The following is a 21001-nucleotide window of genomic DNA, read 5'->3' on the forward strand; positions in this document are numbered from 1 at the left end:
TTGTGTCCTCCTACATTGCGCCTGAATATTGAAGGATAAGGATCAAAATCCCCAGAGCCCAAACATAATAAGAAAATAGTTTCAACGAGTGTTTCTTTAGGAAATTCACCATCGAGACAATCGCCAAGTATCCAAAGACAGCTGCTGTGACGGTCCCGACTGCCATACTGGAAAAAGAGATCGCTTCGACATGTCCGCTGATCATTTCTTTTCCCTGAAAGACAATTCCCCCAAGAATGGCTGGTGTAGAGAGGAGAAAGGAAAAATATGCAGCTGTTTCCCTATCGAGTTTCCTGAAAAGCCCTGCTGCAATGGTCAAACCTGACCGCGAGAGAGCGGGGAAAATAGCGGCAGCCTGAAAGCTTCCGATAACAAGGGCATCTGTATATTTGATATCCTCCAATTTCTTGTGACCATTTTTTACCCCATCTGCCATGAACATAATCAATCCTGTAGCCAGAAACTCCCAACCTATTGTAGATCCGGTTTTGGAAATCGAATCAAAAAAATCCTCAAATAACAATCCGATGATAACTGCAGGGATCGTACCGATCACCAATATCCATGAAAGTCTACTGAATGGATGTTTGATCATGTAGAGAAGTTCTTTTTGGTAATAAACTAACACGGCAACGAGTGTACCGATATGCAGCATTGTATCAAGAAATAAACCGGCTTCTTGAAGTCCAAAGGCAAATCTCCCCAGGAATAAGTGACCTGTACTTGAAATGGGAAGGAACTCGGTCAACCCCTGAATGATTCCCAGAATAAAAGCTTCAAATTTATCCATTTTGCATCGAACCTTTCATTTAGAATACTTCGGACAAACCTCCTCACTTAACGTATATTCATCCTTGCTGCATTTCATGAAAAAGTTCACTGATTGGAATTTATTTTTCAAGGAAGTTGAAACTTTATCAGCTGTATAACGTAATAATAGAAGAGGTGTTTTAAAAAGGTTGTATGAGGAGGAAGAATATGCCGACGAAAGATGAAAAATTCATGGCTGCACTTATTTATGTATTAAGCTTTTTTACCGCTTTTATCGGACCGATCATCATCTGGCTTCTGAAAAAAGATGAATCCGAATTTGTGGATTATCACGGTAAGGAATATCTTAACTTTTTGATTTCATATACCATTTATGGAATCGTCAGTTCAATCCTCATGATTGTACTAATTGGATTCATCATAGCTCCAATCGTAGGTCTCCTGGCTTTGATCTTTACAATCCTTGCCGCCATCAAAGCGTACGAGGGAGAACATTATCGCATCCCGACCGTGATTCGTTTTTTTAGATAAAGCCGTAAATAATCCTAATCGAAGGCTGTATTCTATTAGAGGTTAGCATAAAAGTGTATACTCTATTTAAAGCCCGAACTAATTCTCCCTCTAGGTGGAAAATCAGTTCGGGTTTTTAGTTTTGTTTGAAAATGTAGAATTAGATGATAAATCTTTTCAGCGGTTGATTGGAGTGCAAGATGAAGACTCCTGCGGGAAAAGCGTGTTAGGTGAGACCTGTCCAGCTCTGGCGGTTAGAGGCTCGAGACATAAGCCATGTCATCCAAAAAGGCAAAAAGCGCCTTTGTGGCTGCCCTGTCTTATGCTAGTCGCCTCTGAGCAAGCCGCCTCCGCTTTTCTTCCCGCAGGGAGGTACGACTGAGGAGGCTCACCAACCGCCCGCGGAAAGCGAAGTCTTGCACGGAAATCATTAGCGGTATATTGAGTCTATTCTCAAATTTTGCATCTATATTTTTTAGTTTTTTCCAGCCAATTACTTTTTTATTTGGAATTCTATTGACAATCGTCTCTTAAACTTGATAGTTTATATAAAAATAACTTCTCAAATACATAAATTGATAGATGCCATGATGGAGGAAGAGGGGAAACAAAAAATGACGAGGATTGATAATAAAGAAAGACTGCTTAGATTAATGACCATCTTCACTCAAGAAACAGATGAAGATCATGAACTGAGTTTAGATGATATCATAACTCGTTTTAAACAGATTTACGGACCTGACGTAAAACTCAATAAGAATTCATTGAAAGATGATATCGATCATTTAATCAATCATTCATTTGACGTCACCATCAATCAGGAAAAAGACGGGCTTCCTAAGTTTTACAGCCATCAGTACCGACTCTTTGAATTATATGAACTCCGTATGCTGGTCGACGTAGTCGTATCGGCGAAATTCATTACGAAACAAGAAACCCGTCAATTGATCGGGAAAATCAGAAAACTGACGAGTACCCATCAAGGGAAAAAACTTCAGAATGAGATTCAGGTGGATTCATCCATAAAGAGTGAAAGCCCTTTTATCAGATTAGCGATTCACGACCTTCATCAGGCGATATCTGAACGCCGGATCATAACCTTTCAATATGGACGATATGATATCAATAAGAATTTCAATCTCAGCCACGATGGCAGCCTGTACAAAGTGAAACCGTACGCTCTGACATGGGCAAATGATTTCTACTATCTGATTGCCTACTATTATGAGGCTGGTGAAATCCGTCATTACCGGGTTGATCGGCTGCGCAATGTATCCATGTTGGATGAATCATTTCCGTATGAATCGTTTGATGTCTCTAAATACGTTCAGTCCACCTTCCATATGTTTGCCGGCGATGAAGAGTGGATCAAAGTTAAATTCCATAATCAATTGATCAATGTCATCATCGACAAATTTGGTAAGGATGTAGATATCCGAAAGCATGACGAGAATCATTTCATCTTATCTACCAAAGCACGGATCAGCGGGGGATTGGTCAATTGGATCCTCAATTTTGGATCCAAAGCCAAAGTGATATCACCCGTTTCGTTATTGGATACGGTTAAAGAAGAAGTCTCAAATATGAACAAACTATATGAGTCATGAAGAATGAGCTGGGACATAATTATCTTTGTCTAAATATACCCGAACTGATTTGCCTTCTAGAGCAAATCAGTTCGGGTTTTTAGTTTTGCCGCAGCCTCTTTTATGTTGAAAATATAAATATTTTCATAAAAATTTTGAACGTTTTTTGATCTTCTGCGTCTTATCTATAGAAAATCAAAGGAGGAAAAACAACATGCAGGAATTACAACAAGTTTTGCAATCAATAAACTGGGGGCTGATCGCCCCGCTTATCCTCATCCAATTGATTCTGACGGTGATTGCAGTCATTGACCTCATAAGGATAAAACATACAAATGGCCCTAAGTGGGTTTGGTTATTGGTTGTTTTATTACTCAATGTAATCGGTCCGATCATTTACTTTATTTTCGGAAGGAGACAAAATGGATGAATGTCTTGGAAGTTACTTCTCTGGAAAAGAAATATAAAGAAAAGCATGCGGTCAAAGAGGTTTCTTTCCACTTGGAAAGAGGAAAGTGTACAGCACTGATTGGTCCGAATGGAGCTGGGAAAACGACCACATTGAACATGCTCGCGGGTTTGATAACACCGACAAACGGCAGTATCGAAACACCAGGACATATCGGGGATATCCGCTCGATTATAGGATATCTTCCTCAATATCCATCGTTCTTTGAATGGATGACCGGGATGGAATATTTAATCTTCTCAGGGGAGATTACCGGTTTATCAAGAAATGAATCAAGAAAACGCGCTGAGGAATTGATCGAGCTTGTCAACTTATCTGAGGGTAAGGCCAGGAGGATTCATCAATACTCAGGTGGCATGAAGCAGAGATTGGGGATTGCCCAGGCTTTGATCCATAAGCCTAAGCTTGTCATTCTGGATGAGCCTGTTTCTGCACTTGATCCTTTCGGGCGCAGAGAGGTACTCAATCTCCTGAATAAATTGAAAGAACATACGACGATCCTTTTTTCGACTCATATTTTGAATGATGCAGAACAAGTCTGTGATGATGTCCTTTTCCTTTATCACGGTAAATTGATCGAACAAGGGTCTTTGGCTGACATCAAGGCAAGGCATCACACTTCCTCATTAAAACTAACTTTCGAAGTGGATTCGCTGCCTTATAGAGAAGTCCTGGAGGGATTATCATGGATAAAACAGTTGAAAGCGGATAAAGAGGCACTGTCTCTTGAAGTAGAAGAGATAAAAAGGGATAGAAGCCGGTTGTTCAAGCTTATATCAGAGGGAGACTGGCCGGTTTCAAAACTTGAAAGCAGTGAAAAAAGTTTAGAGGATCTTTTTATGAAGGTGATGAGATAAATGAAAATAGCATGGGTGCTAGTTAAAAAAGAACTGTTGGAATCAGCCCGTAATTTTAAGTGGCTATGGATGCCTATTGTCTTTATATTGTTTGGATTAACTGAACCTCTGACAGCCTATTATCTGCCTGATATCTTGAAATCTGTAGGTGATTTACCAGAAGGCGCGGTAATAGAAATTCCTCCTCCGTCGTCAGAAGAGGTGCTTATGTCCACAATCAGTCAGTTTAATATGTTAGGGGTGCTCGTGATCGTCCTTGGCTTCATGGGGATCGTTTCAGGGGAAAGGAAAAGCGGTACGGCAGCGATGGTACTTGTCAAACAGGTATCGTATAACGCTTATATTTACTCGAAATGGGCAGCGGCCCTCATTCTTATATGGACTTCATATATTCTGGGCATGCTTTCAAGCTGGTATTATATAAATTTATTATTTGATAATATATCCCCTTCCGTATTCTTTCAGACATTGGCCGTCTACGGAATGTGGCTAACTTTCCTATTGACGCTGCTGTTGTTTTTCAGCTCGCTCGTTAAAGCATCCGGGGTTGCTGCTTTTTCTACCATCGCCGTCTCGATTGTCCTTAGTTTTATTTCAGGATCATTGCCGGAAAAGCTGAAGTGGTCTCCCTCACGGCTTTCATCTTATATTACTGAAATTTTAAGCGGACAGGGATGGAGCAGTGACCTTACCTTCGCCATATTGTTCACTGCAATGATATGCTTGCTTCTGCTGATCACTACACCTTATCTATTTAGGAAAAAAGAACTTACTTAATTAACAAAAAAGCTGATTGGCAAACATCAGCTTTTTTGTTTTTAGCAAGTTTTGTTATCGCAAAAAATGTGACAGGGTTTATGGGGCTCTATGTCGAATTATACATAGATATAAGTATTTCAAGTCTTAGCATGAGTTCAGATTAAGTGATTAAAGAATACGAATTAGGGAACAAAAGGAGATTGCCTGATGAGGAATCGAGCAGGAATTCTCATAATAGAAGACAATAAATTAGCAGTCATTAAAAGGATAAAAGATGGACATGAGTATTATGTCATTCCTGGCGGTGGAGTTGAAAAAGGTGAGTCTTTTCAAGAAGCTGCTGAACGTGAAGCAAAAGAGGAGCTTGGAATCGGAGTAGAGAAACTTAAATTGGGAATCGAATTTGAGCAAAAAGGTACACAACGATATTATTTTGCGGGAAAATATAGCGGTAGAGTGGGCGAAGGGACGGGAGAAGAATATCGGTCAGGTGAAGGAGTCTATCTTCCTGACTGGATTGATCTGCACGAGCTTTACGATAAGGAACTCTATCCAGAAGAAGTAAAATCAATGTTGCTACAACTGATGTTAGGAGGCAGTATTCATGATGAATGATCGTACAGGGCTTGTCCTTGAAGGCGGAGGGATGAGAGGCATATATACTGCCGGTGTCCTTGAATATTTTCTGGAAAATGATATACATTTTCCATACGTAGTTGGCGTTTCTGCAGGGGCGTGCAACGCAGCTTCCTACATTTCGAGGCAGACGGGGAGAAATAAAAAGGTGAATATCGATTTCATACGTGATCCCAAATATTTGAGCTGGCGGAATTATTGGAAGACCGGGGAATTATTCGGTATGGATTATGTATTTGACGAAATCCCAAATAAACTGGTGCCCTACGATTATAAAGCCTTTCAATCAAGCGAAACCGAGTTTGTCATCGGGACGACCGATTGTCACAGCGGGAAGCCCCGTTACTTTTCCAGGAAAGATTACGGCGAAGATATATTGACGATCATTAGGGCGTCCAGTTCGCTTCCATTTTTTGCACCGATCGTGGAATACGGATCGAATCATCTACTTGATGGAGGGATAAGCGATCCGATACCAATTGAAAAAGCGGTAAGAGACGGTTTGAAAAAGAATGTTGTGGTTCTGACCAGAAATAGGGGATATTTCAAAAAACCATCCCGTTTCTCGTTCTTTATTAAAAGAAAATATCCTCACTATCCAGAGCTGCACAAAACCTTGATGAACCGATATCTGGTTTACAACCAGACGGTGAAAGAGCTCGAGGAAAGAGAAAAAGAAGGAAGAGTCATCATCATCCAGCCTCAGCAGCCTTTAAAGGTAGGCCGAATTGAAAAGAACCCTGAAAAGCTTGATGATCTTTATAAACAGGGATACGACGATGCAAAGAGCAGGCATGAAGAAATTATGGAATGGGCAAGTGCAGGCCAAATTGCCTCAGGTATGGAATCTTGATTATAGGAAAGTAGTAGTTTTTTACTCAGTTTTCCGAGAGATCCTTTTGTAAAGGGTCTTTTTTTTATATTCCAAACATAGATATGATAATGATTCGTGGAAAGGACGAGCATTTCATGAACCTATATCATATCTATAGAAACGAACAACATACATTGCTTTATCATGGTATCATGTATCTCTTGATGGGAGTCGGGATGCTGCTTGTTGTGAAAGCACTCTATTATTTCCCCCTTCTATTATTCATACCTGCTGTGTCCAATCTCTATCTAAGCCATTGCATCAAAAAAGAAATCAGGAAAGCAACTCGCTTATTTTATGAAAATATTCCAGTTTCAAGCCATTCATTGATAGGCGTCAAGACAAAAGAAGGCTTTTTTTACTTGAAATCGAATGGCTGGGCCAGCTATTCGCTTCAAAGGACTTCATTAATCAATAATCCAAAGCATTATGTCTTTCATCGAAAAGACAAATTGCCGCTCACATTATGTAAGTGGAGCAGTCGGATTGTCATAGCACATGAAAAAACTAAATTTGAATATAAACTGAAATACCACAGCACGACTGCCATCGAATGGAGAAATGAAGAAAATGGTGATACGGTTCTTCTTTATAAAGGGAATAAGCGTTGGGTGTTGAATTATAAGGGAGTCAACCGGCTTTCCTTGCAAAAAGGATTCCTCCCGCAAAGCTTTCAAAATCTGTTCGATAGTCATCACAGCCATATTACTTTTTTTGAAGCCTACTCAGAGGCTGATGACTGGCTTCTCATTTTTTTATGGCTTGTCGATTCTGATTATTTTCTTACATCCTAGTCATCCTTTTTTGGGTATGGGGAACCCTAAAAAGGTACTGGAGGTGAGGAGATGAACGCAACGTATAAGGAATGCCTGGATGCATTGGAAAAATGTTTGGTGGCATGCAATATCTGCTACCATGCTTCATTGAAAGAAGAGCAGCGATTGATGCAGTGCATAGAGCTTGACCGGGAATGCGCCGATATTTGTTCTTATGCGATCAATGCCATTCAGAGAAGCAGCAAGTTTGTGCCCGGAATCCTTTCCCTTTGCGCTGACATATGCGATGCATGCGGGAAAGAGTGTGATTCACACGACCACAGGCACTGCAAAGATTGTGCAGAGGCATGCTTTCGATGTGCAGAGGAGTGCAGAAAGGTAATATGAAGAAGGGGAATGCTTCTTGGAGGGAGCATTCTTTTATTTATTCTATGAGTAAATGATAAAACACATATTTTAACATGATGAGTGTGTGTAAAAAGTATCCTGATAAAGGGAGCCATTTGGTCCAAACGGTTCAAATTTTTTTTGAGCGAAAATCTTGCGTGAACTCTTTGGGAAAACTATGATAGAATAATAATAATCGAATAGGTTTCCTTCGGGGCAGTAAGCACCTTCAACTATAAAAAGAACCTCTTGAACGTTGATATAATAACATTCTTGAGGTTCTTTTATTTGTTTGGTAGGGATATTGGTAGGGAACTCAAGATAACGGTAGGGAATTAAAGAGTATTTGGTAGGGTTATCAGTTCAACAAACTCTCCAAAGTGTCTGCAGCTTCAGCTTGCATATTGGGCATTAGATGGCTATATTTATCCAATGTTACCCTAATACTTGAATGACCAAGTAACTCTTGAACAACTTTAGGGTGAACTCCTGCACTCAACAAGAGGGAAGCACATGTGTGCCTTAGATCATGAAAACGAATGTATCTCATGTCAGTATTCTTAATCACAGTTTTCCACATACGAGTAAAGTTTCCTACTGAAATATGTCTGCCATTTCTTTGACATATTACCAAATCGAAATCATCATAATCAGTAGCCATTTGCTTCTCTTCTTGTATCATTTCATAATGACGTTCTATTTCACTTTTTACATAGTCCGAGAAGGTGATTGACCGATAACCAGATGAAGTTTTCACACTGTTTGTTAGTTTCCGTTTTGGACGTAATGAATTACTCACATATATCTGTCTGCTCTCAAGGTCAATATCTTTCCATCTTAATCCTAAAATTTCCCCTCTACGCATTCCACAGTAAATTGCCAAAACAAATAATAATTTTTGTCTATGTTGCAACCGACTAAAGAATACCTTCACTTCTTCCCTAGTCCAATAATCAATTTTAGGTTTACTTACTCTTGGTTTATCTCCTGCATCCATCAAATCAAAAGGATTCTTAGCGATAATCTCTTTCCTCTGAGCAGTTTTAAAGCACGTTTGCATGAGATTGAATATCTTCCTGATGGTAGAGTCAGCAATTCCTTTAGTCTTTAATTTGCCTATAAATGCCTCTATATGACCGACATTAACATCCTGTAGCTTGATATTCCCCAACTCAGGTATGATATGATTTCTCAGATGTCCCTCATTAGTATGACGAGTTTCTGGTGTAATATCATTCTTATTCACTAACCATTGAGTAATATATTCACCAAACTTCATTTTAGAAGGATCTATATATAAACCGGATTCCCACTCAACTCTTCTTTCAGCTTCAGCAAGTCGAGCTTCTTTTTTAGTCTTGAATCCACGCTTCTTTAATGTCTTACGTTTACCATTCTTCTCCTTAACTTCAAAGGCATAATAATAATGAGTCTTACCACTCTTTTGATATTCGTATATAGGCATTACTCATCACTACCTTTCCATTCGATAATAGAAGAAGGTTGGACTTGAAAATGGTTACACAGTCTGTCCACAATCTGAAGTGAAACATATTGATCCTTACCCATTTTTGCAATAGTTGCAGGGGATAAACCTACAGTTTGCTTCAATTCTGATTTGGTTATATCCTTATCTAAAAGTAATTTCCATAAAGGCTTGTACGATATTGCCATATATTCACCTACTTGAATTTTATGACTCTATTCTAAAAGAAAATCTTCACGAATGCAAACATATATTTCGTGAGAGTGAATATAATGGTATGATGAACTTAGATAAATACATAAGGGAGAGTATTATGAGAAAGCCAAGTTTATTTAGAGGTAAAATTTTTTGCACTCACTGCTCAGGAGGATATAAGAAGCGTAAAAACAGAAATCAACCTGTCTATGTTTGTTCACGCACAGATAATTATGGTGATTGCAAAAGAGTAATTATTAATGAGAATAGATTACTGGAGATTATCCAAAACAGATATGATGAAGAATTAACAAATGATGAGTTAGCAGCTAAAGTTGTAAAGATGATAGTAGAAGAAGAATTACTTTTCACAATAGAGTTAGTTGATCAAGAACCAATTGTTTACAGTAGAAACAAGATTATCTTCTAGATTGTGGAATTTTATAGTTAGGGTAGCAGTAGAGTGAATGGGTAAATTTGAGGTAGGTTACTTGAAGGAGTCTGAAGTATTGTTATTGAGGAGTTTTATGGAATTGTTAGGGTGGCATGAAACAGCCAACAATGAAGACAATGGAAGGGGGTTTGGGGGAATGCCAATGCGTAAAGTTTAGAGTGGGTTTTGCTCTAAACTGTCGCTTCCCCCAAGGTATTATTTCAACATAAAAAACGACCATTCTCAAACATCCTATAGTATATAATATTATTAATATAGTAGGTTTGAAATTGGTCGTTTTTTAATTATCCAATTAGCTCTTCAAATGATGATATAAAATCAGGTTCATCAATAGCTAAATCTTTATTATCTACCTGCACCTTCTTAACTTCTTCAACAAAATTCCCAGTGTCTTTGTCAACTAGCAGTACAGACAATTTTCTAATATCGTCCACATAGTTGCTCTTGAATCTATATTGCCCCATCTTCTTTGAGTGGAATGCCTTATCCTGTCTCTTCTCAGCCTTGGACATTAGGTTAGTTAAGATTATTGAGTTTAATTCATTTTTATATTCTTGACGAGTCATTTTCTCTAATAGTAAATCACAAAGGTCTTTGCGTTCTTCATTTAAATATTTGTCATTAATAATAATGTCATAAGCAAGATAATAGTAGTCTATGTCCATATACTCATGAATTAAATTCTGCACTTTCTTTCTGAACAACTTCCAATTCTTTGAGCATCTAACTTGAGATATTTGTTTGTAATTCATTTCTTCAAGGACTTCCTTTTCGTAGTCCATGATTAAGGCTTTTTCCATATCGTCAGCTAGTCTATGCACAAATGATCCTTTTTCTTTAACTTTAGTTACTTTATCAAACCAAATGACACGCTTATCCATTAGATTATCTAATGCCGTCTCTACATTTCCCTTGAAACTACTATTGCTTGTATTATAAAAATCATAAATAATCGCTTCTTCAATGTCAGTATACTGAGACAGTTTCTTTATTTGTTCTCCAAGAGGACTGTAATTAGTATTAACCATATTGATTGTCAACAATAGTTTTGATCTGCTGATAGATATTTTTCCATTGTCACATTGAGCAAGTAAATCTAGAACGAGTAGTTGAATTAACTCACCATAAACACTATTATTGTTCCTGCTGCCTTCACTTTTTCCTCTGTTTTCAACTTTAGGAAGAGGGCTTCCATATACCTCATTGATAATTATTTTATGCCCACTTTTAGTAAAGTCACAGTATCTGGCAAGCTCTTTGAATTGAGCATTTTTACTATTAGTGTTACTCTTGACTTCTAAGCCCAACACACTACATAATTCCTTATAGTTTTTATATGATTGACCGTTTTCTAGCACTTGAATGTTCACTTTGTTTCCTCCTAGTATAAAATGTTGCATTAAATTATTTAGTTTTATTTTCGGTGTACATTGTCAGTGCTTGCATGACTTCTGGTGTTCTCTCGAATACCCAAAAGAACAGATTGTTTCTTGGATTCCTTTCTTTGAATAAATAATAAAATCCATTTGCTTTTAAAAAGTGAAACAGATTTAAGGAATAGCAATAAAACAGATCCTCTTTTTTGTAATTTTTAATTGACATGTAATTCCTCCTTGTAAAATTAATTTAAAGGGTAAAACAAAAAGAACCCTTCACTCAAGCCACCATATAGATGACTTGTAGAAAAGTTCTTGATAATAAATATACAAAATAACTGCATAAACAGTGTATATTATCTAATGTTACGCATAAACATACACAAAAATCACGATAAAAGGTACATTTCATTTGCGATAAAAGTTATATTTCATTCTGTATGAATATTCAAATCGTCAATAGGTTAAACTTATAATCAACTTGATTCAACTTAAAAAGGAGAGAGGGTTCTCAGTCCCTTCTCTCCTAATTTTTTGTTTAATGTTTGTTGCACAGTTTCATCCGATTGTGTACTATCCCATAAATCCTACAGAACGTAGTAAAGCCTTCAATTTATTCACTTCTGCTTCTAATGCCGTTATTGTTGCTCCAGAAGTATCCGTAATATTTGTTGGTCGTACAATAGGGGTAGCTCCCCAGAATCCCCATTTTTCTGACGGTGATCCACCAATTTTCACACCGTTTGTAATCCCGCCTTCTAAGTTCTTTCCGTCTTGAATCATTAATCCGGTTGAGCGAAATCTTGCAACTAACTGACTTTGCGATACGAATTGCATTTGACCTGCCGCTATTTTATAAAAACCTGTATTCGGCTCTGATTCAAACGCCATTCCCGGCTTTGTTTGTGATCCGTCAGGGGATAATCCTAGAATCGGGTCTTGTCCGGCACTTGCAGGAGTTCCTAGTTTTAGATTTCCACTAGCAACCGTACCATTCGTCTGTGTTTCCCAATAACCAGTTAGGACATTTCCACTTGGGTATACAACCCATGGCTGATAACCGTCATGCATACGAACGTCAACCACATTACCTCTTGCTGTAGGATGTGAGCCATCGGCAGTATTCACTTGATCGTCTGCACCAATGAGTAATCCTGTGCGGACACCTGTAGCATTCAGATTAAAATTGTTTCGGTTACTTCCTACTATCAAAAGTCCTGTGTTTGTTATATAAGGAGTGTGTTTGTCTGCAATTATCGTGACCTGTCCTGTGTTGTCATCACAACTTCCATCCCATTCAGTCGCTAATGATGTTCTGTTATCTAGGTAGACCCCAGCCCAAATATCACCTGAGATGTTAGCGTGAATATGGTTTCTGTGACATTGTTGGAATAACCATACCACCGCACCTTTTACTCCGTCAGGAACAGAACAGTCTTTTCCATATACCGTACCAATACAATCCCTTGTGCCCATTGCTAGGAATATCGCTGATTCGGCATTTTCGGCTGAAAAGTTAAATTGCCCAAATCGTGTTAAATCCCAACGAACAGGGTTTAAACTTGTGGAAGAACCTGTTGGAATCTTATTTCCGTCAAACTTAATTCCTGTTATTTTAGGGTAAAGAATCCCGATTGAAACAGGAGCAGTAGAAACACCTGTAATTGCGCTACGATCAAGCGTCACCGATGTACCAGAAACACTGATAACTTCTGCGATTAATCGCATAGCCACACCGATATTCACGCCACTAGCATGTGATGTAGGTGTAGTACCATATCTCCCGCGAGTAACACCACTTAACACACCATTGGATAATCCTGTGTATTCAATTATTTCTGATTCAACTACTAGAGAACCCGATGAAGCAAATCCTGCTGGATTGGCTAAGGTTATTCCCGTTGTTTGTGTGCTCGTAATGGCAGAAGCTAGGGTGGTAAATTGAAGAGGAGATATACCTCCAGCACCTTTTACAGCTATTACAGAACCTTCCTCAATCTTTGAAGCATCTGTGACTGTAAGAGTAGATGAATCGGTTGAGATCGAGCCATCTGTCATATTTGTTCTTGAACGGATGATATCCAATGTACTTCCGTCAGGATGTACTAACTTTGCACCTTCCCCGAAAATTTCTACTCTTGAATCTTGGTAAACCCCTTTTGCTGTATATGTTCCGGGTGGAATTAATACACGACCTCCACCTAAAGAAGCTACCTCATCATTTGCTTGCTGAAGGGCGTTTCTGTTTACATTCCAAGTCGCTGATTCACTCAATCCGTATTTTTTTGCGTTTATCGCTATCTCCGCCAACTGCGTACTAATCTCAGGTATCTTATTTAAGTCTTGTTGAACATTATCATCCAACATTTGTTTCTGTATTCTATTTAACATATACTTTCCTCCTTGTATTTTAATGCGTTTTGATCAATTATTATTGAAATAATTCAACTACAACTTTAGTTCCAGCCTTTAAGCCTTCAGCTAAAGTAAAACTACTTGAACTTGTCTCAGTAAAGTTGGTAGGAGAATATTGAGGAACACCTTCGACATTTACACTAATTCTGTTTTTGTTCATTTTGTATGTACTGTTTAAGGTAAATACAGTCTGTCCCTCAGTGGCTGTAAACTCTTCACGATAGATGTTAAATTCATTAACCGAATAATTTAGTGGATTACCAATGAAAAATCCCATTACATTCCCTCCTTAAAAAGCAGCCACATAGTTATATAAGACATTTGCTTCTTTGATTTTAAAACTGTAGATAGGTGCATCAATACTGGACATGGAGAAACCTTGATTAGCTTTGAGGAAAATTGGTTTATCATCTTGGTGGTTAATGACTACTGTGCAATCGTCATTGTTAATAAAACTGAAAGAATAAAAATTGTAACCTCTACTCCAATGCTCAGGGGATGATGGTACGATTTCCTCATTGGGTGCTGATGTAGTCTGGAGATAAGGCGATCCGATATATCCACTTCCTAACCTATACATAACTCACCATTCCTTTTTAATTTATTTAATAAAAAAGAGAGCAGGAATTAACCCACTCTCAGATACAATGAAACTTACTTTTTATCTGCATTCAGTTTACGAACACCATTCTCAATGCCTGCCACAACTTCTTCTTTTGAAACTTTAATGCCTTTTTCTTCAAGCATCTTAATTGCATGTCGAATAGCATAATCACGTTTTTGAATTCCTGCTTTACCTTTTAATTCTTTCTCTGCATAGTCAACAGCAGTGTCAGTGACTAGATCAATAATACCTAACTCATCTTTCTTCTTTAGAGTGTTTATGTATACTTTTACTTTATGTAAGGCTACTGAAAGTAGAGTACCTACAATAATCACAAGTAATTCCACTGCAGCTTCAGTTAATGAATTAAATAATTGTTCCATAATATCTCCTCCATATAAATTTATTTTTCAGGTGTTTCTACAACTACATATCCAGATTCTTGCAGCTTTTTAACCAATTCTTTATTCTTCGTATCTACTAATTTTGCAAGACGATACATTTCTTCATTCTTCTCAGGTAGTTTGACTGCTTCAATTTTTTCTTTCTTGAGTGCGATTGCTTCAATCATTACTTTACCAACGGCAGAAGTGTATATGGCATCTTGCTTTAATCCATGATCCTTTTGAAAAGCTTTCAGTGCTGCTTCAGTATATTGATCAAATAGGTCATCAGTCTTCTTTGTGTATTCTAGTGTGTTTAGCATTTGATTAAGAAGCTTAACATTACTTCCTTTTTCGCCACGAGTTAGTTTACCGTCTGCAGAGTCTTCTTGTTTGGTTGGTTGGGGAGGAGTTGGTTTGACTTCACCTTTAATAATCTTAGCCCCAGTTTCAGAACCAATGTAAATCCAACCTTCACCTCTTTGTTGAGATTTAATTTTAACTACATTTGGATATTTAGGGTGCTCACCAAGAATCTCATATTTTAACCCATTGTATTTGTAAGGATTTAATTCTAATAAGATATTTGATTCAGGTGTTCTCTTAGGTTCTCTATCTAGCTTATACATTGCCCAACTTTCATTTTTCTGACCGCTTGTAGTAGGAGGTAGGTAGAGTACATCTGCATCTCTATTTGGTTTATTTGGAGTTTGGGAAATGACTTCTGATGATTTAACTATTTCAGATTTTACAACCGGATTAACTTTTTTATTGAGAAGGTCATTAATTTGCTTTTTAAATGCAGCCCACTCATTTTGATTGTTAACAAACCATCTATGACAATCTTTCCATCCCACAACTTCTTGATGTAACCATAGATCATTAACCGTTAAATTATGCCTTTTCATAATATCAATAGTTAACTCAATTAGAGAGAAGTATGTAGCATCCGTCATTCTTCCTTGCCAATCAACATGAGCACACTCAATATGAAGAGTACAGTTGTTAGGATAAGATGAGAGTTCTTTTAAGGCTTTTTGAGTGTAAGTCTTTGAACCAACAGCGTATCCCATCTCATTTTCCGGTAAACTCTGTACGATTTCTCCTTGAAGACCGATATTATATTGTGCCGAACCATATCCTGATTTACCTTTTTTTCTGTTTTCAAAAAAGTTTCTTACAGCCATTGCACTAGCCATTGGGTCAGCGTACCAGTGTATAACCAATCCTTTGACTTTATTAAGTGGTTTTTGAGGTCTAGAATATTCATTTGGCGTGATATACATCTTTTGTATTTTCATCAATATTCCTCCTATATTTAATTATTTATTTTAAACCTAACTTCCACATGATAAATCCAATAAAAATTATCCAAGCTGCGTTTTTAATCCATTTCACAACATCAATCTTATTAGAATCCAAAGTTTCCTCAACGTCTGTTAACCTCGAATTTAATTGTTGGGAGCTGGTATTTAGTTCAGTTAAGTTTGTATTCACGTTATTGAGTGTCTTAGACATCTCTTTCATCTGAATATTTTGCTCTTTATTAACTTCCATTTGCATTTTTAAGATTGTTTTAAATTCAATCATTGATTCATTTTTCGATTCTAAGTTTGTGATCCGTTCGTTATGATTACTAATGTCTTCTTTGTTGTTTGCTGCCAACTCTTCGAATTTAGCCAACCTTTCGGCAATAGTTTCCAAAGACAAAATTAACACCTCAAACTTTCCGATAATTACATTCAATTATCTATTGTATTAACTCACCTCCTACTGTATAATAAAGGTAAGTCATGATCCTATTTATGACGAAAAAGCAGACTGCCTTTTGCCTAATTTGGTCAGTCTGCTTTTTCATATTATTAAACTCTGTTTTTCTTCGATTTACTCCATAATGCTCACGTTTTCAACTATTATTTCACGATAAAAGATAGTTTTTATTCTGTCTTATTTTTTTGAGCTTAGTAGTGTCCATGTAGGATGGATAAAAAAAGAGAGTCATGTAGACTCTCAGATTGCTTGTGGCACAGTTTCATCCGATAGTTCATTAATCTAATTGATTACTTCTGTATTTAGCCTTCAACTGACTGCCGATATAAGAAGCAATCACCTCATAGCCATCACGATTACAATGGATTCCGTCTAATGGTTGATAAACGGAACGAGTATATTTGGATATGCCACTCTCATACATAATGTTGACTGTTGGCAAACTGTACTTTTGTCCAAGTTGATTAATAACATTGTAAATTGTTACTAAACTTGCATCAGTTCGGTTAGATGTTGTTGGAGGGTGAACTAAGAAGATAGGCACTAATCCTCCTGTCTGTTCTAAGCAGTATTCAATTATTTTTGCGTATGATCCAGTATAAGTTGTAGCGTAATTCTCATACGTTTGACCTTCTGTTATGGTTGTATCGGCAGTAAGGGTATCGGTTAAACCTCCGTTTGTGCCTAGCATAATAACAATAACTTCAGCTGTAGAGAAATCAATTGTTTTCAACTTTATATCCCAATAACTTGTAGTTGTATAACCAGATTTGCCATGATTCACAGTGGTGCAACTTAAAAACTGTTGCAGGAAATATGGATAGTTTTCAACTTTTATGTTTTTTGTCCCAGGAGGATTTGAACCATAATCACCTTCAGTTAAACTGTCGCCTAAACAGAAAATTGTCTTGCCGAATAGCTTATTATCAGACGTATTACTTACATCAGTCTTTAAAGCGTAATCCACCATCATTTCATCGGTCATAATTTTATATGGATATGCTTTAGAGGAATATTCATTTGCGACATTACTGACAGCAGAACCGTCATAAGGTTGAATCGTCAAAGGTGTTCCATTGATCGAAACCTTCACATCGTAAATGAACATTTCAAAATTTAGTCCGCTAGTAGATAAAGAAGAAGTACAAACAATATCCAGATTTTCATTGGTCAATGCAATTCCAATAACACCCTCATACTTAAAGTTAGATTCAGTATGGTCAGCGAATTCATTTGGTAACTGATTGGCTTTCGCTGTGCTAAATGTAGAATCTATGGACTTTTTGAAGAAACTTTTCAATGCGGTTACTGTACTTGCACTAGGATATTTTGTTTTATATTCAATTTTTATAGTGTCGGTTGTCGCTGTTGTTACATTCAACGCTTTAAAAATCGGTTGAAGGTTAGAACTTGAGTTTAATTGTTTGTACCAAATTCCGATAGTTGGATCGTTCACATGATTAATCGAAATCGCTCTCGGTTTGATTTTCGAACCTAAAACCGATTTACCTTTTAGGTTTTCAGCTCCGACAGCATCTATACCAACCACAGCAACACTACCGCCTGTCATAGCTGTTTTTACTTCTGTGTGTAATTCAGACAGCATTATAGGATTTGTTCCTGTTTCGAGTCTGACTTCTGTTTTAGACGCTTTTTGAGCCAACTGTGCAGCAGTATCATTCACCGCATTTACTAAACTGTCTTTCTGGGACGTATTCAGTTCAGATAAATTTCCTATTTTATTGGAAGAATCCTGTATGTCATCAATAACTTCTTGATCCAACATGTGTTTTTTTATTCTTTTTAATGGCATTTATTTTCCTCCTTTGAAGAAATAATTAAAAAAATACACACTCGAATTTATCAAGTGTGTATCGAAATCTATTCATCTTATATGAAGTCTTCTGTGCTCCATGAAGTATAGTCATTACCTCTGTTCCCAGATCCTTTGTTTGTAGTAGTAGATGCATTATTAAGTCCTGCGTAAAATCCTGAAGCAGCTAAATCATTATTCATCACTAAGTTATTATCACAGTCTGAAGTAATATACATTCCATATTGTGCTTTTATAGTTAAATCCTCATGTCGAGCAGTGTTGTTTTGTATGTTGTTCTTATGGGAGCTAAATAGTGAGAATTGATCATATGTAACGTCTGCTTCTTGACTATTTCCATTAGCAAAATTTGAAGTTATTTCATTAGATTCACAATAACCGAGCATAAAACCATGACGTTTATTATTTAGTGATTTATTGCCAACAATACTATTATAGTGGCTTTCCATCCAAACAAATCCGTTCTCTTCATTTTCAAAAGACTGATTATTGACGTAGGTATTTTTATCTGCCTTGTTAAAGTAGAATCCACTTGCCTTATTATAGCGTGCAAAGTTTCCATCCACAATACAGTTTTTAGCACTTCTAGTAGCATCCTGTAATGAAGCCATGAGAAGTCCATGAGCATTGTTACCTAAGAAGTGATTACCTTGTAGAATTACTCCATCAACAACTCTTCCGGGGTTAGGCTCAATATCTAAACCACTCTCAGGCAACCATCCGTTCGTTTCTCTGAATACGTTATTTAGAATTTTTCCACCGTATAATCCGGTAATGGAAGCACCGTTTCTTCTATTGTTGTGAGCTAAACACTTATTAATTGTTACATTTGCACTTAGAAGACCAGTTGAGTCTGCTCCAATATAGAAGCCATCTCCTGTGAAATCTTTAGCTGTAACATCCTCTATTACCACATTTGAAGAGCCTACAACTGCTACACCATAACCCCATTGATCACCAAAATCACCGTATGTAGGGCTATTTGTGTGACTGTCACGATCACCGACAAGTGTACCTCCATAAACTTTTACATTGTCACAATTACTGACATTTAAGCACGTATAATGGTCTTTATCATTTGGGATTACTTTTAAAGTTGCTCCATGCATAAATATAGTGATATTGCTTTTCAGTTTCACTCCTGCTGTCGGGAAGTCTGGTTCAGAGTCACTTGCCCACCCTCTTACCATGAATGTATATCCATAAGGAATGACCACAACTCCACCTTCATCACCTAGAGACTCTATACATAAGTTGAGTATATCTGTCTCATCTGTTCCATCCCCTTTTCCTCCGTGGAATAAGGGTGATGTTCCGTTCTTTATGATGTTCTGAATATCAATGGAATGATTGCTTAATTCACTGGAATGAGTATTTAGAGTTGCTTCCACATCAGTCGCTATTGGCAATCTTTTACCAAAATATTTCACTCTTACTTCAGTACCTGCAGGAACACCCTCAGATAATGTAATTTGATTATTAGCACTTTCAATATAGTTCTCGCCTGAATCTTGTGGAACTCCATCAACGTACACTTCTATTTTGTCTTGAAGCTGGTCATATGATGTTTGTAGTGTGAAAACAGTTTGATTTTCACTTGCTGTGAATTTCTCAGCATAGATGCTTTGATTATTAAATTTGTTTATTTCATCCGTATGGTTATCAACTGTAGTTTGGATATCCGATTGTAGAGGTAGGGCTTGACCATAATATTTAACCTCAACTATAGTGCCTGCTGCTACTCCATCATTCAAAACAATCGTTTCATTGGTTGCTTCCTCATAGTTTTCAGGTGTTCTTTGAGGTACGCCACCAACAATTACACTTGTTCTATTTTGATATTGATCATAAAGGTGGTTAAGTGTAAATATTGTTTGCCCTTCAATTGCAACAAATGTGTCTTTGTATACATGTACAGTACCGTTACCGTCAGCACCTTTACGGGAAATTACTGCCCAATATGCAGTATTTTGGTCTTCAATTGGGTCATTACCTTGTGTATCTTGTTTGGCAATGAATGATGAACCGTTAAAGTTTACAATATTGTTTTTTTTGTACTGTGTAGAAGAGTTGTAAGTTTCAATATAAGTTGTTTCTTCAACAACTGCGTCAACTCTGTCCAGTGCTTCTAGTGTATTTTGCTGCCGATTATCTTCTTGCTGTTGTCGAACAGTTTCATTATCTTGTCTTGCCTGTTCATTGATTTCAGCAGTATCATTAGTTTGAATTACATTATCTCTAACTTCGATCATACCATTTGTAAGACCTTCTAATGTTTCAATTACGTTTCCATTTGCGTCCACATTAGTAGAAACCCTATTGGCAGGAACATATATATTTCCTTTACCATAAAAAGAAACGGTGATATTTTCTCCATCAATTATATCGTGGAATAGTAACTCTGAATTCTTCCAATCAATAATTACTGTATCTGAATCAGGAAAGCCATTGTCAGAATAATTTAGTACTGTTCCATCACTCTTAGAAATAACTAATCCCTGAAATTTATCAGGGATTTCTTTTAAGATTATGCGATTATTTCTAACTTTGTCAGTTTGTTCGTACTCAATATAAGGATCATCGGAGTCTCCCTTTCTCATACGATATAAAAATGAATCGTTTGAAGACATTCTATTACCTCCTTATAATATTAATATATTTTATATTTAGTGCTAAATCGGTTGAATTTCATTGTTTACAACCCTATAATTATTTGCATTTTTAAATATCTCTTCATCAACTTCAAAAACATATAAAGCCTCTTGCTCTTTGGATTCAACAGCGATTTTGCCACCATACCATCCTTTGATGTTTCCGTTGTCATATAACTCTACTATGAATAATTTGTACATTTTCCTC

The 21001-nt window shown here is 37.1% G+C and carries 24 protein-coding genes; 11 read left to right on the forward strand and 13 right to left on the reverse strand.

All coding sequences use genetic code 11. The features are described 5' to 3' along the window. Window positions 1-10 precede the first annotated feature (10 nt). Window positions 11-790, reverse strand: a complete 780-nt coding sequence (locus ACXAFV_RS13005) for an undecaprenyl-diphosphate phosphatase (RefSeq protein ID WP_475127045.1) — start codon at window positions 788-790, stop codon at window positions 11-13. 188 nt (window positions 791-978) lie between these two features. Here ACXAFV_RS13005 and ACXAFV_RS13010 point away from each other — a divergent pair, with 188 nt between their 5' ends. The 9 genes from ACXAFV_RS13010 (at window position 979) to ACXAFV_RS13050 (ending at window position 7625) form a co-directional block, all read left to right on the forward strand. Next, complete coding sequence (locus ACXAFV_RS13010; protein ID WP_475127047.1) at window positions 979-1302, forward strand: DUF4870 domain-containing protein; 324 nt, start codon at window positions 979-981, stop codon at window positions 1300-1302. A 593-nt stretch (window positions 1303-1895) separates the two neighbouring features. Beyond that, window positions 1896-2888, forward strand: a complete 993-nt coding sequence (locus ACXAFV_RS13015) for a helix-turn-helix transcriptional regulator (protein ID WP_475127049.1) — start codon at window positions 1896-1898, stop codon at window positions 2886-2888. Between the two features lie 193 nt (window positions 2889-3081). Then, window positions 3082-3297: a PLDc N-terminal domain-containing protein gene (locus ACXAFV_RS13020; RefSeq protein ID WP_475127050.1), complete on the forward strand. Its 216-nt coding sequence runs from the start codon at window positions 3082-3084 to the stop codon at window positions 3295-3297. Continuing rightward, window positions 3294-4193 carry an ABC transporter ATP-binding protein gene (locus ACXAFV_RS13025; protein WP_475127052.1) on the forward strand — a complete coding sequence of 300 codons (900 nt, stop codon included), beginning with the start codon at window positions 3294-3296 and terminating at the stop codon, window positions 4191-4193. Before ACXAFV_RS13020 ends, ACXAFV_RS13025 begins: the two co-directional genes overlap by 4 nt. After that, on the forward strand, window positions 4194-4970 hold the full coding sequence (locus ACXAFV_RS13030; RefSeq protein ID WP_475127053.1) for an ABC transporter permease: 777 nt from the start codon (window positions 4194-4196) through the stop codon (window positions 4968-4970). Between the two features lie 189 nt (window positions 4971-5159). Next, a complete protein-coding gene (locus ACXAFV_RS13035) occupies window positions 5160-5567 on the forward strand; it encodes an NUDIX domain-containing protein (RefSeq protein WP_475127055.1) in 408 nt (135 codons plus the stop codon). Next, window positions 5560-6441, forward strand: a complete 882-nt coding sequence (locus ACXAFV_RS13040) for a patatin-like phospholipase family protein (protein ID WP_475127917.1) — start codon at window positions 5560-5562, stop codon at window positions 6439-6441. The genes ACXAFV_RS13035 and ACXAFV_RS13040 overlap by 8 nt, the downstream gene beginning before the upstream one ends. A gap of 116 nt (window positions 6442-6557) precedes the next feature. Next, window positions 6558-7256, forward strand: coding sequence for a hypothetical protein (locus ACXAFV_RS13045; protein ID WP_475127056.1), 699 nt, complete (start codon window positions 6558-6560; stop codon window positions 7254-7256). Window positions 7257-7307: 51 nt separating this feature from the next. Beyond that, window positions 7308-7625, forward strand: coding sequence for a four-helix bundle copper-binding protein (locus ACXAFV_RS13050; RefSeq protein WP_475127057.1), 318 nt, complete (start codon window positions 7308-7310; stop codon window positions 7623-7625). A 358-nt stretch (window positions 7626-7983) separates the two neighbouring features. Here ACXAFV_RS13050 and ACXAFV_RS13055 read toward each other — a convergent pair whose 3' ends face one another. Together ACXAFV_RS13055 and ACXAFV_RS13060 are read right to left on the reverse strand one after the other, a co-directional pair. Next, window positions 7984-9090, reverse strand: a complete 1107-nt coding sequence (locus ACXAFV_RS13055; protein ID WP_475127059.1) for a site-specific integrase — start codon at window positions 9088-9090, stop codon at window positions 7984-7986. After that, window positions 9090-9299, reverse strand: a complete 210-nt coding sequence (locus ACXAFV_RS13060) for a helix-turn-helix domain-containing protein (RefSeq protein ID WP_475127060.1) — start codon at window positions 9297-9299, stop codon at window positions 9090-9092. The genes ACXAFV_RS13055 and ACXAFV_RS13060 overlap by 1 nt, the downstream gene beginning before the upstream one ends. Window positions 9300-9424: 125 nt before the next feature. On the opposite strand from ACXAFV_RS13060, the gene ACXAFV_RS13065 reads away from it, so the two are divergent. Both ACXAFV_RS13065 and ACXAFV_RS13070 read left to right on the forward strand, forming a co-directional pair. Then, window positions 9425-9736, forward strand: a complete 312-nt coding sequence (locus tag ACXAFV_RS13065; RefSeq protein ID WP_475127061.1) for a recombinase zinc ribbon domain-containing protein — start codon at window positions 9425-9427, stop codon at window positions 9734-9736. 37 nt (window positions 9737-9773) lie between these two features. Further along, window positions 9774-9917: a hypothetical protein gene (locus ACXAFV_RS13070; RefSeq protein ID WP_475127062.1), complete on the forward strand. Its 144-nt coding sequence runs from the start codon at window positions 9774-9776 to the stop codon at window positions 9915-9917. Between the two features lie 127 nt (window positions 9918-10044). Here the strand turns inward: ACXAFV_RS13070 and ACXAFV_RS13075 are convergent, their stop codons facing one another. The 10 genes from ACXAFV_RS13075 to ACXAFV_RS13120 form a co-directional block, all read right to left on the reverse strand. After that, the gene (locus ACXAFV_RS13075) at window positions 10045-11130 is read right to left on the reverse strand and encodes a hypothetical protein (RefSeq protein WP_475127064.1); all 1086 of its coding nucleotides are present in this window, start codon (window positions 11128-11130) and stop codon (window positions 10045-10047) included. Between the two features lie 34 nt (window positions 11131-11164). Then, the gene (locus tag ACXAFV_RS13080) at window positions 11165-11362 is read right to left on the reverse strand and encodes a DUF5659 domain-containing protein (RefSeq protein ID WP_475127065.1); all 198 of its coding nucleotides are present in this window, start codon (window positions 11360-11362) and stop codon (window positions 11165-11167) included. A gap of 347 nt (window positions 11363-11709) precedes the next feature. Continuing rightward, complete coding sequence (locus tag ACXAFV_RS13085) at window positions 11710-13527, reverse strand: hypothetical protein (protein ID WP_475127067.1); 1818 nt, start codon at window positions 13525-13527, stop codon at window positions 11710-11712. Between the two features lie 40 nt (window positions 13528-13567). Continuing rightward, on the reverse strand, window positions 13568-13828 hold the full coding sequence (locus ACXAFV_RS13090; protein ID WP_475127068.1) for a hypothetical protein: 261 nt from the start codon (window positions 13826-13828) through the stop codon (window positions 13568-13570). 377 nt (window positions 13829-14205) lie between these two features. Further along, on the reverse strand, window positions 14206-14538 hold the full coding sequence (locus ACXAFV_RS13095) for a phage holin, LLH family (protein WP_475127069.1): 333 nt from the start codon (window positions 14536-14538) through the stop codon (window positions 14206-14208). Between the two features lie 20 nt (window positions 14539-14558). Beyond that, the gene (locus ACXAFV_RS13100; protein WP_475127070.1) at window positions 14559-15839 is read right to left on the reverse strand and encodes a peptidoglycan recognition protein family protein; all 1281 of its coding nucleotides are present in this window, start codon (window positions 15837-15839) and stop codon (window positions 14559-14561) included. A gap of 25 nt (window positions 15840-15864) precedes the next feature. Further along, the gene (locus ACXAFV_RS13105) at window positions 15865-16248 is read right to left on the reverse strand and encodes a hypothetical protein (protein ID WP_475127071.1); all 384 of its coding nucleotides are present in this window, start codon (window positions 16246-16248) and stop codon (window positions 15865-15867) included. Window positions 16249-16585: 337 nt separating this feature from the next. Beyond that, on the reverse strand, window positions 16586-18121 hold the full coding sequence (locus ACXAFV_RS13110; protein WP_475127072.1) for a GDSL-type esterase/lipase family protein: 1536 nt from the start codon (window positions 18119-18121) through the stop codon (window positions 16586-16588). Window positions 18122-18198: 77 nt separating this feature from the next. Beyond that, entirely contained in the window at window positions 18199-20772 is a 2574-nt protein-coding gene (locus tag ACXAFV_RS13115; RefSeq protein WP_475127074.1) for a right-handed parallel beta-helix repeat-containing protein, read from the reverse strand. A gap of 42 nt (window positions 20773-20814) precedes the next feature. Continuing rightward, on the reverse strand, window positions 20815-20994 hold the full coding sequence (locus ACXAFV_RS13120; protein WP_475127075.1) for a hypothetical protein: 180 nt from the start codon (window positions 20992-20994) through the stop codon (window positions 20815-20817). Window positions 20995-21001: the final 7 nt, after the last annotated feature.

The organism is Rossellomorea sp. ABR4_012, from assembly GCF_056159545.1.